At 72.9% G+C, this 14,394-nt stretch carries 11 protein-coding genes; 8 read left to right on the top strand and 3 right to left on the bottom strand.

Annotated elements, in window-relative coordinates:
• Window positions 1-14 precede the first annotated feature (14 nt).
• A complete protein-coding gene (locus P8T65_RS01085) occupies window positions 15-1,223 on the bottom strand; it encodes a transposase (protein WP_316723531.1) in 1,209 nt (402 codons plus the stop codon).
• Window positions 1,220-1,648, bottom strand: a complete 429-nt coding sequence (tnpA, locus tag P8T65_RS01080; RefSeq protein ID WP_399098096.1) for an IS200/IS605 family transposase — start codon at window positions 1,646-1,648, stop codon at window positions 1,220-1,222. Before tnpA ends, P8T65_RS01085 begins: the two co-directional genes overlap by 4 nt.
• 150 nt (window positions 1,649-1,798) lie before the next feature.
• Here tnpA and P8T65_RS01075 point away from each other — a divergent pair, with 150 nt between their 5' ends.
• From P8T65_RS01075 to P8T65_RS01055, 5 genes are all read left to right on the top strand, one after another.
• Complete coding sequence (locus tag P8T65_RS01075) at window positions 1,799-3,838, top strand: FAD/NAD(P)-binding protein (protein ID WP_316723530.1); 2,040 nt, start codon at window positions 1,799-1,801, stop codon at window positions 3,836-3,838.
• On the top strand, window positions 3,835-5,256 hold the full coding sequence (gene pcaB, locus P8T65_RS01070; protein WP_316723529.1) for a 3-carboxy-cis,cis-muconate cycloisomerase: 1,422 nt from the start codon (window positions 3,835-3,837) through the stop codon (window positions 5,254-5,256). The genes P8T65_RS01075 and pcaB overlap by 4 nt, the downstream gene beginning before the upstream one ends.
• Before the next feature lie 148 nt (window positions 5,257-5,404).
• On the top strand, window positions 5,405-6,487 hold the full coding sequence (locus tag P8T65_RS01065) for a ScyD/ScyE family protein (protein WP_316723528.1): 1,083 nt from the start codon (window positions 5,405-5,407) through the stop codon (window positions 6,485-6,487).
• A 182-nt stretch (window positions 6,488-6,669) separates the two neighbouring features.
• Window positions 6,670-8,151, top strand: coding sequence for an FAD-dependent monooxygenase (locus P8T65_RS01060; protein ID WP_316723527.1), 1,482 nt, complete (start codon window positions 6,670-6,672; stop codon window positions 8,149-8,151).
• Between the two features lie 88 nt (window positions 8,152-8,239).
• A complete protein-coding gene (locus P8T65_RS01055) occupies window positions 8,240-9,076 on the top strand; it encodes an NAD(P)H-binding protein (protein ID WP_316723526.1) in 837 nt (278 codons plus the stop codon).
• Window positions 9,077-9,133: 57 nt separating this feature from the next.
• Here P8T65_RS01055 and P8T65_RS01050 read toward each other — a convergent pair whose 3' ends face one another.
• The gene (locus P8T65_RS01050) at window positions 9,134-10,342 is read right to left on the bottom strand and encodes a transposase (protein ID WP_316723525.1); all 1,209 of its coding nucleotides are present in this window, start codon (window positions 10,340-10,342) and stop codon (window positions 9,134-9,136) included.
• Between the two features lie 161 nt (window positions 10,343-10,503).
• On the opposite strand from P8T65_RS01050, the gene P8T65_RS01045 reads away from it, so the two are divergent.
• The 3 genes from P8T65_RS01045 to P8T65_RS01035 all read left to right on the top strand — a co-directional run bounded on the left by P8T65_RS01045 (window position 10,504) and on the right by P8T65_RS01035 (window position 14,375).
• Window positions 10,504-11,421, top strand: coding sequence for an alpha/beta hydrolase (locus P8T65_RS01045; RefSeq protein WP_316723524.1), 918 nt, complete (start codon window positions 10,504-10,506; stop codon window positions 11,419-11,421).
• Window positions 11,422-11,499: 78 nt separating this feature from the next.
• On the top strand, window positions 11,500-12,966 hold the full coding sequence (locus tag P8T65_RS01040; RefSeq protein WP_316723523.1) for an FAD-dependent monooxygenase: 1,467 nt from the start codon (window positions 11,500-11,502) through the stop codon (window positions 12,964-12,966).
• Between the two features lie 218 nt (window positions 12,967-13,184).
• On the top strand, window positions 13,185-14,375 hold the full coding sequence (locus P8T65_RS01035) for an FAD-dependent monooxygenase (RefSeq protein WP_316723522.1): 1,191 nt from the start codon (window positions 13,185-13,187) through the stop codon (window positions 14,373-14,375).
• The last annotated feature ends 19 nt before the right edge of the window (window positions 14,376-14,394 follow it).

Below are 14,394 nucleotides of genomic sequence, written 5' to 3'. Positions count from 1 at the left end.
TCCTGTGTCGGTGGCTAGGCCGCCGGGCAGAGGGCCAGCCCGGCCCTGTTGAGGACGTTCGTCGCGCCGACGTGGTCCGCGTTCGCCGCGAACCCGCACGCCGTGCACTGGAACATTTCCTGGGTGACGCGGTTCTCCCTCGCGACATGCCCGCAGTCGGGGCACGTGCGGGAGGTGTTGCGCGCGTCCACCGGGACCACCAGGCGACCGGCGCTCTCAGCCTTGTTCGCCAGGATTCCGAGGAACTGCGCCCAACCCGCGTCGAGGATGCTGCGGTTGAGCCCGGCCTTCGCGGCGGCACCGTTCGGCAGGAACGCGCCGTCGCCTGCCGGGTCGGGCTTGGCCATGGGGGTGCGGGTCATGCCCGCTGTGTTGAGCCGTTCGTGCGCGATCACGTCGTGGTCGGTGATGAGCGCGCGGGCGGTCTTGTGGTGGAAGTCGGCGCGCTGACGCCTGATCCTGGCGTGCAGCCTGGCGACCTTCCGGGCGGCGGCCCGGTGTGCCTTGGTACGCCGCTTGGTGCGCTTGGGGAACGTCGCCAGGTGCCGCTGCGCTTCGGCGAGTTCTTCGGCCGCCGCTTGAAAAAAACGGGGATTGGCGACGTGTTCGCCGTCCGAGGTGGTCAAGAAGTGGGCGACGCCCATGTCGATACCGGCGACCGCCCCGGTGGGCGGCAGTTCCTCGGCGGGCACCTCGTCGCCGGCCAGGACGACGTACCAGCGGTTGCCCTCGCGCTTCACCGAGATCGTCTTGACCCGGCCGTGCACGGGGCGGTGCTGGTGCACGCGGATGTGCCCGACGCCTTGCAGGCGTACGCGGGTGACGGGGTCGTGGGGGGTGGAGTCCCAGCGGCAGCCGTCACCGTTCTTCGGGAACACCACGGTGTCGAAGTGTCCGACGCCCTTGAAGCGCGGGTAACCCGGAGTCTGCCCGGCTTTGACACGGCGGAAGAACGCGGCGAATGCCCTGTCGAGGCGGCGCAGGGTGGCCTGCTGGGAAGGGAACGACCAGCGGCCCTGACGCTCGGGGTCGAACGCCCGGATCTCCTTGAGCTGTGCGGACTGGTCCCCGTACTTGACACTCGTCTTCGAGGCGTGCCGGTAGGCGTCGCGCCGCTCTTGAAGGGCGCCGTTGTACAGCGAGCGGTGATCCCGCAGCATCTCGCCCAGCGCGGCCGTCTGACGGACCGTGGGGCGCAGGAGGAACTTGTACGCGCGGATCACGAGCCGTCCCCCCTCTTCCCCGGGCGTTCCCACTGGGTGTTGGTGTACTTCTCGACCGTCGCCGCCGAGACCGCGCCGGCCGATGCCGCGAAGTACGACGACGACCACAAGGTGGGCATCCGCGACTTCAGGTGCGGGAACTCCTCGCGCAGCACGCGGGAGGTGAAGCCCTTGAACTGGTTGGCCACGTACGAGGCCGACGACTTCGGGTCGTGCTTCACGAACAGGTGGACGTGGTCGGGCATCACCTCAAGGGCGACGATCTCCCAGCCGCGCTCCTCCGCCTTCTGCCGGATCAGCTCGTCCAGTCGTTCCGCGACCCGGCCGCCGAGGACCGGACGGCGGTACTTCGGGCACCACACCACATGGAGCCCGAGGTCGTACACGCCGCCGGAGAACCGGCGAACCTTCCTGGTCACAGCCACGCGATCACTATACACACGCCACAGGTCTAATACGGCAGAGAGGTGGGCTCAGGTGAACAGTGCAGATCCGTGCGCACAGTTGAGGTCAGAGCAGGGCTCAGAAGCCATTCCCCACCCCGCTAAAGCGGGGCGTCCCCTGGCTGGGTACTGATGGAAGTGTGCCTCGTCGGCGCCGGACCGCGGGGGCTGTCCGTCCTGGAACGGCTGTGCGCCCAGGAACGCAGCTCCCCGCGCTGGGCCGAACTCACCGTGCACGTGGTCGACCCCGGCCCGGCCGGACCGGGCCGGGTGTGGCGGCCCTCGCAGTCCCGGCACCTGCTGATGAACACCGTCGCCTCGCAGGTCACCCTCTACACCGACGCCAGCGTCCGCATCGACGGACCGCTGGAGGAGGGCCCGAGCCTGTACGAGTGGGCGGCGGCCCTTGGCCCGGGCGCCCTCATCCCGGGCACCGGCCTGCCGCTGGACGAGGAGATCCTCGCCGAGGCACGCGGCCTCGGCCCGGACACCTACCCCACCCGCGCCCTGTACGGCCACTACCTGACCTGGGTGTTCGACCAGGTCACCGCGGGCGCACCGGACCACGTCACCGTGACGGTGCACCCCCAGCGGGCCGTGGCCCTGGAGGAGGACCCCCGCGCCGAGCCGGCCGCGGCCCCCCAGACCGTGGTGCTGGAGGACGGCACCCGGCTGACCGGGCTGTCCGCGGTGGTGCTGGCCCAGGGCCATGTGCCGGTCGCACCGACGGACACCGAAGCCGGCCTGGCGGCCTTCGCCGAGGGCCACGGCCTGACCTACGTCCAGCCCGCCAACCCCGCCGATGTGGACCTGTCGGGCGTCGCGCCGGGCGAGAACGTCCTGCTGCGCGGTCTGGGCCTGAACTTCTTCGACTACATGGCGCTGTTCACGCACGCCCGCGGCGGTGTCTTCGAACGCGCCGCCGACGGCCGCCTGGTCTACCGCCCCTCGGGCCGCGAACCGCGCCTGTACGCGGGCTCGCGGCGCGGCGTGCCGTACCAGGCGCGCGGCGACAACGAGAAGGGCGCGCACGGCCGTTACCTCCCGCGCCTGCTCACCGAGGAGTACCTCGCCTCGCTGCGCGCGCCCGGCCGGCGGCCGCTGCGTTTCGGCACCGACCTGTGGCCGCTGATCGCGAAGGAGGTGGCGTGCGTCTACAGCGAGACGCTGCTGGCGGGCCGTCAGGACGCGGACCGTATCGCCGAGTTCGCCCGCCGCTTCCTCACCTGCGCGCCGGGCCGCCAGGAGGAGCTGCTGCTCCAGGAGGCGGGCATCGCACCCGAGGAGCGCTGGGACTGGCGGCTGGTCACCCGCCCCTGGGGCGAGCGCCGCTTCGAGGACGCGCAGTCCTTCGGCGTGTGGCTGCGCGGACACCTGGAGCAGGACGTGCGCCTGGCCCGCCAGGGCAACGTCAGCGGCCCCGTCAAGGCGGCCCTGGACGTGCTGCGGGACCTGCGCAACGAGGTGCGGCTCGCGGTCGACCACGCCGGGCTCGACGCCGACTCCCACCGCGCGGAGCTGGACGGCTGGTACACGCCGCTCAACGCCTACCTGTCGATCGGCCCGCCCGCCTCCCGCATCGAGGAGATGGCCGCGCTGATGGACGCCGGGATCCTCCAGGTCACCGGCCCCGGCCTCCGGATCGAGACCGACGCGGAGGGCTCCTGCTTCGTGGCGACCTCCACGCAGATCGAGGACGTACGGGTGCGTGCGGGGGTGCTGATCGAGGCGCGGCTGCCCGAGATCGACCTGCGGCGCACCGCGGACCCGCTGATGCGGCAGCTGCTGCGCACCGGTGGGTGCCGGCCCCATCGCGTCCCCGGCGCCGGCGGCGGCTACGAGACCGGCGGCCTGGCGGTGACCGAGCGGCCCTACCGCCTGCTGGACGCCCGGGACGTGCCGCATCCGCGGCGCTTCGCCTACGGGGTGCCCACCGAGTCCGTGCACTGGGTGACCGCGGCCGGCATCAGGCCGGGGGTCGGCTCGGTCACGCTGGAGGACTCCGACGCCATCGCGGGCGCGGTGCTCGCCCTGCCCGCGGCCCTGACCCGGGCCCCCGCCAAGCTCCGCTCGGCCCCCGCGACCCGCGACACCGCCCCGGCGACGACCGGGACGACGACCACGACCCCCGCCGCGGCGGCGGTGCCGGCGACGCAGAGGAGCGCGGCATGACCACAACGCATGAACAGCCGCTCAGAGAACGGGAGCCGACGGCCCATCCGGACGCCGGGCTGCTCTCCCCGGTGCGCGCCGGCACCCCCGTCGAGGCCGCGGTCGGCGACGCGGCCTGGCTGCAGGCCATGCTGGACGCGGAGGCGGCCCTGGCCCGCGCCCAGGCGCGCTGCGGCACCGTTCCGGCGTCGGCCGCCGCGGCGATCACCGCCGCGGCGCGCGCCGAGCGGCTCGACGTACGGCAGGTGGCGCTGGCGGCCCGGGAGACGGCGAACCCCGTCGTCCCCCTGATCGCGGCGCTGACGGCGGCGGTGGCACGGGACGCGCCGCACGCCGTGGAGTACGTGCACTGGGGCTCCACCAGTCAGGACATCTTCGACACCGGCGCGATGCTGGTGGCCGCCCGGGCGCTGCGGCTGATCACCGCCGACCTGCGCACGGTGGCCGGCACCCTCGCGCCGCTCGCCGCCGAGCACCGGGACACGGTGATGGCGGGACGCACCCTCGCCCTGCACGCCGTGCCCACCACGTTCGGGCTGAAGGCGGCCGGCTGGCGGCAGTTGGTGCTCGACGCCGTCGAGCGCCTGGAGCGGGTGCTGGGGGAGGGGCTGCCGGTGTCCCTGGGCGGCGCGGCCGGCACTCTCGCGGGCTATGCGCAGTACACGGGCGCGGACACCGCCCCCGCCGGCCTGCTGGACACGCTGCTGCCCGCCTTCGCCGCGGAGACGCAGCTGGCCGTGCCCGCCCTGCCCTGGCACGCGCTGCGCACCCCGGTCGCCGACCTGGGAGCCGCTCTGGCCTGCACCACGGGCGCCCTCGGCAAGATCGCCGCGGATGTGCTGGTGCTGGCCCGCACCGAGATCGGCGAGGTGGCCGAGCCGGCCGTCGAGGGCCGCGGCGTGTCGTCGGCGATGCCGCACAAGCGCAACCCGGTCCTGGCCACCCTGATCCGCTCCGCCGCTCTTCAGGTGCCCGCCCTGGCCACCGTCCTGGCGCAGTGTCTGCCGGCCGAGGACGAACGCTCGGCGGGTGGGTGGCACGCGGAGTGGCAGCCCCTGCGCGAATGCCTGCGGCTGACCGGCGGCGCCGCCCACACCGCGGTGGAACTGGTGCGGGGCCTGACGGTGCGTCCGCAGCGGATGCGCGCCAACCTGGCGGCGACGGGCGGGCAGCTCGTCTCCGAACGGCTCGCGGCGGCCCTCGCCCCGCATCTGGGCAGGGTGGCGGCCAGGCAACTGCTGGCCGCCGCCTCGCTGCGGGCGGCCGAGATGTCCCGGCCGCTCGCCGAGATCCTCGCCGAACACCCCGACGTCCAGCGCCACTTCACGCCCCGCGCTCTGGCCCGGCTGCTCGATCCGGCCGACTACACGGGAGCCGCCGCCGCACTGGTGGACCGGGCACTGAGAACACCGAAATAAATGCCCCTGGAGCATCACTCGAATTTTAATTCAATACGCCCTGGGATTGTTTTTCCTCGGTTATGCGAAAACCATTTCTCCCCTATTCTGGCGCAGATTGCACAGCTGCTCGGAAGAAGCGGGAGCCAAGAGCGAGTCAGGGAGAATCATGTCGATATCACGTAGGTCCTGGAGAACGGGCCTGATGACGGCGGCCGCCGCCACCGTCGTCGCGGCCCCCGTGCTGACCGCTCCGGCGGCGCACGCCGGCACCGCGGCCACGATCGAGGTCGTCGCCGACCATCTGAAGAACCCCCGCGGCATCACCGTCCTGTCCGACGGCACGATCCTGGTCGCCGAGGCCGGTGAGGGCCTTCCCGGCTGCGCCGAGGGGCAGAGCTGCGTCGGAGCCACCGGTGGCGTCTACAAGGTCAAGGGCAGCTTCAAGGGCCGTGTGGTGAGCGGACTGGCCTCCCACGCACAAGGCGTGGCGGCCGGCGCCCCGGTCAGCGCGAGCGGACCGACCGACGCCGTGCCCGACCCGCGGGGCGGCTACGACGTCGTCAGCAACCTCGGCGGCACCACCGACTACCGGGCATCGCTGGGCCCCGACGCGGCCACCCTGGGCACGGTCTTCCGCACCCGCGACGGCAAGGTCCTCGGCGATCTCGCCGCCCACGAGACCCGGCTCAACCCCGACGGCGGCGAGGTGCACGCCAACCCGTGGGGCCTGATCCGCAGCGGCTCGGGCTTCCTGGTCACCGACGCCGGCTCCAACGACCTCGTCCGCGTCCACGGCGACGGCACCACCTCCACCGACTTCCTGGTGCCCGTCAACGTCACCCCCGTGCGCACCGCCGAGGCCGTACCCACCGGCATCGTCCGCGCCAAGGACGGCACGGTGTACTTCGCCGACATGAGCGGCATGGTCGCCGGCTCCGCCCGGATCTGGAAGGCCGTGCCCGGCAAGCAGCCCGAGGTGCTCGTCACCGGCCTGACGAACCTGATCGACCTGGCGGTGGACTGCCGGGGCGACCTGCTGGCCCTGTCCTTCACCGAGGGCTTCCAGGCCGGACCGCCGCTGCCGGCGAAGCTGTCGAAGATCGACACCGGGAGCAGGACCGTCACCGAGATCCCGACCGGCGGGCAGCTGAACCAGCCCACCGGCCTCGCCGTCGGCCCCCGCGACCAGGTGTACGTCACCAACAACGCCCACAGCGCGGACGGCCAGCTCGTCCGGGTCCGCTACTGACCCTCCCCCCAGCGCGGCCCCGTCGGCATTCCCCCGCCCGACGGGGCCGCCCCCCGTCCCGGCCCCGCGCCGGCCGCGGTGCCCCGACTCCTGCTGCCACCGCACCACTTGAGCCGGACTGCACCACCCGTCGAGACCAGCGGGCTTTCCTGATCTGCATCCACCTGTACCGAGGAGTCGACATGCCACACGGCGTGATCATCGTGGGAGCCGGCCCGGCCGGTCTGATGCTCGCGGGCGAACTCGCCCTCGGTGGCGCGGACGTCGTCGTCTACGACAAGCTGCCCGCCCCGAGCGGCGAGTCCCGGGGGCTGGGATTCACCAGCCGCACCGCCGAAGTCTTCGACCAGCGCGGCCTGCTGGAACGCCTCGGTGACATCCGCTGGGGCAGCAAGGGCCACTACGGCGGAGTCCGCATCGACTTCTCCCTGCTGGAGGAGAGCCACTTCGGCGTCATGGGCCTGGCCCAGTCGGTCACCGAGGACATGCTCGGCACCTGGGTCGCCGAACTCGGCGTCGAGGTCCGCCGCGGACACGAGCTGACCTCCTTCACCGAGACCGACGGCGAAATCGTCGCCCACTTCACCGGCCCCGCCGGCCCCGTACAGGACACGGCCTCCTACCTCGTCGGCTGCGACGGCGGCAACAGCACCGTGCGCCGCCTGGCCGGCATCGCCTTCCCCGGCAGCAAGGCCACCCGAGGCCTGTACCTGGCGGACGTGGTCGGCGCCGACCTGCGGATGCGGCCCATCGGCGAACGCATCCCCGGCGGCGGCATGGTCCTGTCCGTCACCCTCGAACCCGGCGTCGACCGCATCGTCATCCACGAACCCGGTATCCGCCCCCACCACGGCGAGGGCGAACTGACCTTCACCGAGATCGCCGACGCCTGGCAGCGGCTGACCGGCGAGGACATCCACCACGCCGACGCCACCTGGATGTGCGCCCTGACCAACGCCACCGGCCTGGCCGAGCGGTACCGCAAGGGCCGTGTCCTCCTGGCCGGCGACGCCGCCCACGACCACGCCCCGCTCGGCGCCCAGGGCGTCAGCGTCGGCCTCCAGGACGCCGTCAACCTCGGCTTCAAACTCGCCGCCGTCCTGCGCGGCGACGCCGGCGACGACCTCCTGGACACCTACCACAGCGAACGGCACCCGATCGGCGAGAAACTCATGGCCGACGTGCACGCCATGTCGCTGCTCTACCTCAGCGGCGAGGAGATGGAGCCGCTGCGCGCCGTCATGCGCGAACTGGTGCAGCTGGAGCCGGCCGCCCGCCACCTGGCCGGACGCGTCAGCGGCCTGCACATCCGCTACGACGTCGGCCCCGGCGCCCACCCGCAGCTCGGCCTGCGCCTGGCCCCCCACCACGTCCTCCAACGCCCCGACGGCAGCCGCACGACGGTCGCCGAACTCCTCCACGGCGCCCGCGGCCTGCTCATCGCCACCGGCGACGACGAGACCGCGGCGAAGACGGCCGCCGACTGGGCCGACCGCGTCGACACCGTCACCGGCACCTGGGCCCCGCAGGACTCCGCCCCCGCGCAGCAGCCACCGGCCTGCGTCCTGGTGCGGCCCGACGGCCACATCGTGTGGACGGACGAGACCGACGGCGGAGACCTGCGCGAGGCACTGCACCGCTGGTTCGGCCGCCCCGCCGCCTGACACCCCCGCCGCCTGACGGCTCCGCCGCCTGACGGCCCCGCCGCCCGACGCCCCCCGCGACCCCCTTCCAGGAGAGGCAGACCCTGTCATGACCGTCCTCGTCACCGGCAGCCGCGGCAAGGTCGGATCGCTGCTCGTACGGCTCCTCGCCGACCACGGCGTGCCCGTCACCGCCGCCTCCGCGAGCCCCGAGAAGCTGACCCCGCCCGACGGCGTCCCCACCGTGCACCTCGCCCTGGACGACCCCACCACCTTCGCGGCCGCCCTCGACGGCGTCACCTCGGTGTTCCTGTACTGCGACCCCACCCACATCGGGCGGTTCACCGCCGACGCCGTCGCCGCGGGCGTCGAGCACGTGGTGGTGATGTCCGCCGACGCCGTGCTGCGCGCGGACGCCGGCACCAACCCGATCGCCGCCCCGCACCTGGCGGTCGAACGCGCGCTGGCCGCCTCCCCGCTGACCGTCACCACCCTCAACTGCGGGGCACTGGCCTCCAACGCCGCCTCCTGGGCCCATGTGCTGCGGGCCCGCGGCGCCGTCACCCTGCCCTTCCCCGACAGCTACGCCGACCCCATCGACGAGCGGGACATCGCCGAGTGCGCCTACGCCGCCCTCACCCGCCCCGAGACACGCGGCCGTTCCTACCACCTCACCGGCCCCGCCTCGCTGAGCTTCCGCGAGGAGGTCGCCGTCATCGCCGAGGCCGCCGGCCGGGACATCCCCGTGCAGCCGATCCCGCCCGCGGTGTGGCGCGCCCACAAGCCCGACTCGATGCCGGACGACATCGCCGACGCCCTGATCGAGCTGTGGTCGCTCTCCACCGGGCCCGTCCCCCTCAGCGGGGACGTCCAGCTGCTCACCGGGCATCCCGCCCGCCCCTTCCGCGCATGGGCGGAGCAGAACGCGGCCGCCTTCGCCGCCTGACGAACCGTCCGCAGCCCGCAGCAGCACGGAGAAGAGGGGCTTGACTTCCTCCCCCGCCTAATGGCGGGGAATTCCAGCGGTCGCCCGCTGGGGTTCCTGCTTCACCGACGACCGCCCCGTCCGGGAGGACTCCCGTTGAGGTCTTACACCGTCTCCACAGGCAGACGCCGCCAGCCCGGCGGCGAGAATGTTGCGTGCGGCGTTCACGTCGCGGTCGTGCACGGCGCCGCAGTCGCACGTCCACTCGCGGACGTTCAGCGGCATCTTCGCCGCGACCCTGCCGCAGGCCCCGCACAGCTTGGAGCTGGGGAACCAACGGTCGATCACGACAAGTTCGCGCCTGTACCAGGCGCACTTGTACTCCAGCATGGAGCGCAGCTCCGTCCACGACGCGTCGGACACGGCGCGCGCGAGCCTGCCGTTCTTCAGCATGTTGCGGACGGTGAGATCCTCGATCACGACCGTTTGGTTCTCACGGACGAGACGAGTCGACAGCTTGTGCAGGAAGTCCCGGCGCCGGTCGGCGATCCGGGCATGGACGCGGGCGACCTTCACGCGGGCCTTGGCCCGGTTGTCGGAGCCCTTGGCCTTGCGGGACAGCTCCCGCTGAGCGCGGGCGAGACGGGTGCGGTCCCGGCGCTCATGCTTCGGGTGGGCGATCTTCTCCCCGGTGGACAGGGTCACCAGGGAGGAGATCCCGGCGTCCAGGCCGACCGCCGCATTCGTGGCAGGGGCCAAGGCGACGGTGTCCTCGACGAGCATCGAGACGAACCAGCGCCCGGCGCCGTCACGGGACACGGTCACCGTCGTCGGCTCCGCCCCCTGGGGGAGCGGACGCGACCAGCGGATGTCCAGCGGCTCCGCCGTTTTGGCCAGAGTCAGCTGCCCGTCGCGCCACTTGAAGGCGCTGCGGGTGTACTCGGCCGACGCCCGGGACTTCTTCCGCGACTTGTAGCGCGGGTATCTGGCCCGCTTGGCGAAGAAATTCCCGAACGCCGTCTGGAGATGGCGCAGCGCCTGCTGGAGCGGGACCGAGGACACCTCCGTCAGGAAGGCCAGCTCCTCGGTCTTCTTCCACTCCGTCAGCGCGGCCGACGACTGCACATAGGAGACGCGGCGCTGCTCGCCGTACCAGGCCCGGGTGCGCTCCTCCAGCGCCTTGTTGTATACGAGGCGGACGCAGCCGAACGTGCGGGACAGCTCGCCTGCCTGCTCGTCGGTGGGGTAGAAGCGGTACTTGAACGCCCGCTTGACCTGCAGCGTCACGCCTCACATCGTATCAACTCCCCTGTGAGTGAAGGGTGTTGTCCGGTGGTCGGTGGACGCCGGTTCGCCCTGGCGGCGAACCGGCCACCCGTGCCTTGCTCCGCAGGAGCTTCGTTTCCTCCTCCGGCTGAGGCCGGGGGCATCCACGAAGGAAGGCCCTGATGACAGCGCAAGCCGGCCGCACCCCGACCGACGAGGAACTCGCGCGCGAACTGCCCGGCGACTTCACCAGCCACCACGCCGACGTCAACGGCACCCGGCTGCACTACGTCACCGGCGGCCGCGGCGATGCGCTGGTGCTGCTGCCCGGCTACCCGCAGACCTGGTGGGCCTGGCACAAGGTGCTGCCCGACCTGGCGCGGCACTTCACCGTCATCGCGGCCGACCTGCGCGGCATGGGCGGGTCCGCCCGGCCCGCCGACGGCTACGACAAGAAGACGATGGCCGCCGACATCCACGCGCTGATCCGCCACCTCGGTCACCACGACGTCCACATCGCCGGCCACGACATGGGCGCCATGGTCGCCTTCGCCTTCGCCGCCAACCACCCCGAAGCCACCCGCAAGGTCGCGCTCCTGGACACCGCACACCCCGACGACAGCTACTACGACCTGCGGCTGATCGCCCGCCCGGGCACCGGCATCACCCGCTGGTGGTGGGCGTTCAACCAGGTCCCCCACCTGCCCCAGGTGCTGTACGCCGGCCGTATGCGCCAGGTCATCGACTGGCTGTTCACCCACGCCCTGGACGACCAGTCGCTGATCGGCGACCGCGACCGCGCCGTCTACGCCGCCGCCTACGACAGCCCTGACGGCATCCGCGCCGCCTGCGCCTGGTACCAGGCCTACCACCAGGACATCGCGGACCTGAAGACCTACCCCAAGGTCACCGCGCCCCTGCTGGGCATCGGCTCCCGCTTCTCCCACGACCACTTCCGCACGACGCTGCCCACGCTGGCCGACGACGTGAGCGTGGAACGGGTCAAGCAGTCGGTGCACTACTTCCCCGAGGAGGAACCCGAGCTCATCACCCACTACCTCCTGGACTTCTTCCGCCCACCACCGACCGCCGACCACTGACCCGGTTCTGACCCGACCGACCACAGCCGACCTGGCAACCGCCCGCCCGCGGCGGCCAGTTGCGTGAAGGAGTACGACATGCCAAAGGGCGCGATCATCGTCGGCGCCGGGCCGGTCGGGCTGATGCTCGCCGGTGAACTGCGCCTGGGCGGCGCGGATGTCACCGTGCTGGAGAAACTGCCCGCCCCCAGCGGCGAATCCCGCGGCGTGGGCTTCACCCGCCGCGCCGCCGAAGTCTTCGACCAGCGCGGCCTGCTCGCCCGCTTCGGCGACGTCGAATGGGCCCAGGGCCACTTCGGCGGCGTACGCATCGACTTCTCCCAACTGGAGGACAACCACTTCAGCGTGCGCGGCATCCCGCAGTACCGCACCGAACAGATCCTGTGCGAGTGGCTCGACGAACTCGGTGTCGACATCCGCCGCTCGCACGAGGTCCTCGGCTACCACGAGAGCGACGACGGCGTCGTCGTCGACTACCAGGGCCCCGACGGCCCCGGCCGGCTCGCCGCCCAGTACCTCGTGGGCTGCGACGGCGCCCGCAGCCTGGTGCGCCGGATGGCCGGCATCGACTTCCCCGGCTGGGAGGCCACCCGCGGGATGTACATGGCCGACCTGGTGAACACCGACATCCCCCACCGGCCCATCGGCGAACGCGTCCCCGGCGGCATGGTGATGTCCTTCAACCTCCAGAACGGCGTCACCCGCATCGTCATCCACAACGAGTCCCTGCGCCCGCCCGAGGACAAGAGCCACCTGACCTTCGGTGTGATCGCCGACGCCTGGCAGGAGATGACCGGCGAGAGCATCCACGACGCCGAAGTGCGCTGGATCAGCTCCTTCACCGACACCACCCGCCAGGCCGCCCGGTACCGCAAGGGCCGCGTCCTCCTCGCCGGCGACGCCACCCACATCCACATGCCCGCCGGAGCCCAGGGCATGAGCGTGGGAGTACAGGACGCCGCCAACCTCGGCTTCAAACTCGCCGCCGTCATCAACGGCCACGCCCCCGAAGAACTCCTGGACACCTACCACACCGAACGCCACCCCGTCGGCGAGCTCCTGATGCGCAACACCCGCGCCCAGACCAAGCTCTACCTCAGCGGCGAGGACATGCAGCCGCTGCGCGCCGTCATGCAGGAACTCGTCGCCGACCCCGACGTCGCCCGCCACCTCGCCGGACAGGTCAGCGGCCTCGACATCCGCTACGACATGGGCGCCGGCTCCCACCCGCGGCTCGGCCTGAGACTGCGCCCCGACCTGCCGCTCAAGCTCGCCGACGGCAACCCCGGCCGCGTCGCCGACCTGCTGCACACCGCCCGCGGCGTCCTGCTCATCACCTCCGCCGCCCACGACGCCGAAGCCCTGCGCACCACCGCCGCACCCTGGGCCGACCGGGTCGACGTCGTCACGGCCGACTTCGACGGCGACGGCCATCCGGACACCCCGGACGCCCTGCTGGTGCGCCCCGACGGGCACATCGCCTGGGCCGCACCCGACGAGGCGGACCTCGCGCAGGCGCTCAGGCGCTGGTTCGGGACCGCTTGAGGACCGATCCACCCGGCCCGCCCCGGGCAGCCGGGCGACCCTAGGGTCGAAGACGCCCCAGGGCGCCACCCGTCAGGCGGCGGCAGGCACCCGGACGCGGCGCACCCGCGCCCCGCCGCCACCTCCCGCCCGCCGCACCCGACCGGCGAAGACCCGGACACCAGGCCGGTGCGCACACCGCGCGGGGCCCCAGGACGCGCGAGCCGAAAGGGCACCACATGAGCCACCCACCCCTGCACGTCGCCGTCATCGGAGCAGGCATCGGCGGACTGACCACCGCGACAGCCCTGCGCCGCCTGGGCATCGACGTCGACGTCTACGAACAGGCGCCCGCACTGGGCGAGATCGGCGCCGGCATCCACCTCGCCCCCAACGGCAGCCGGCTGCTGGCCCGCCTCGGCCTCGGCACCCCACTGCACGCCGCAGCCGTACAGCCCGCGGCGATGGAGGTACGGGCCCTCGACACCGGCGCCGTCCTCGTGCGCCAGCCGATGGGCAAGCTGTGGGCGGACCGCTTCGACGGCCCCCACTACACCCTGCACCGGGCCGACCTGCACGCCCTGCTCGCCGCCCAGGTGCCCGCCGCACACATCCACCTCGGCAGGCGCGCGGTCGCCGTCACCGAGGACACCGGCGGCGTGACGATCGACTTCGCCGACGGCACCGCCTGCCGCTCGGACGTGGCCGTCGGCGCGGACGGCGTGCACTCCGTGCTGCGCCGCGCGCTCGCCGGCCCCGAGCGGCCGGTGTTCTCCGGCAGCGCCGCGATCCGGGCCGTCGTCCCCGCCGACGACGTCACCGGCCTGCCCGCGAACACCCTGCTCACCTGGACCGGTCCGGCCGGACGGCTGCTGGCCCACCCCGTGCGCTCCCACCGGGCCTGGGCGTTCGTCGCCGTCGTCCCCGACCCGCGGGCGGCCGGCGACTCCTGGAGCCGCACGGCCGACCTGAGCGCGCTGCGGGCCGCGTTCACCGACGCCGAACCGGCCGCCCGCACCCTCGTCGAGGCCGCCACCGAAGCCGGGCACTGGAGCCTGTACGACCGCCAGCCCCTGCCGCGCTGGAGCACCGCCCGCACCACCCTGCTGGGCGACGCCGCCCACCCGATGCTGCCCCACCACGGCCAGGGCGCCAGCCAGGCCGTCGAGGACGCCGTGGCCCTGGCCACCTGCCTCGCCCGGCGCGGCGACGGCCCGAACGCGCCCGCCGCCGCCCTGGCCCGCTACGAGAACCTGCGCCTGGCACACACCAGCCGCGTACGCGAGAACTCCCTCGGCGGCGGCTCCGAACGCCTGTCCACCCCGCCGGGCGCACCCGACGCACCGCGCGCGGGCATCGGGCAGCTGGTCCGCGACGTCGCCCTGGCGCAGTCCTACGACGTGGAGGCGGACCTGGCCGCGCGGGTGTGACCCCGCGCGCACCCCCGCG

It is taken from the genome of Streptomyces sp. 11x1 (assembly GCF_032598905.1).
Taxonomy (GTDB): Bacteria; Actinomycetota; Actinomycetes; order Streptomycetales; family Streptomycetaceae; genus Streptomyces.
The sequence above is the reverse complement of the archived record's forward strand: the minus strand, read 5'-3'. Positions and strand labels throughout refer to the sequence as shown.

Coding starts and splice junctions, on each gene's coding strand:
- P8T65_RS01075 (WP_316723530.1), top strand. CDS start 1,799: ATGGAAGTGTGCCTCGTCGGCGCCGGACCGCGGGGGCTGTCCGTCCTG.
- pcaB (WP_316723529.1), top strand. CDS start 3,835: ATGACCACAACGCATGAACAGCCGCTCAGAGAACGGGAGCCGACGGCC.
- P8T65_RS01065 (WP_316723528.1), top strand. CDS start 5,405: ATGTCGATATCACGTAGGTCCTGGAGAACGGGCCTGATGACGGCGGCC.
- P8T65_RS01060 (WP_316723527.1), top strand. CDS start 6,670: ATGCCACACGGCGTGATCATCGTGGGAGCCGGCCCGGCCGGTCTGATG.
- P8T65_RS01055 (WP_316723526.1), top strand. CDS start 8,240: ATGACCGTCCTCGTCACCGGCAGCCGCGGCAAGGTCGGATCGCTGCTC.
- P8T65_RS01045 (WP_316723524.1), top strand. CDS start 10,504: ATGACAGCGCAAGCCGGCCGCACCCCGACCGACGAGGAACTCGCGCGC.
- P8T65_RS01040 (WP_316723523.1), top strand. CDS start 11,500: ATGCCAAAGGGCGCGATCATCGTCGGCGCCGGGCCGGTCGGGCTGATG.
- P8T65_RS01035 (WP_316723522.1), top strand. CDS start 13,185: ATGAGCCACCCACCCCTGCACGTCGCCGTCATCGGAGCAGGCATCGGC.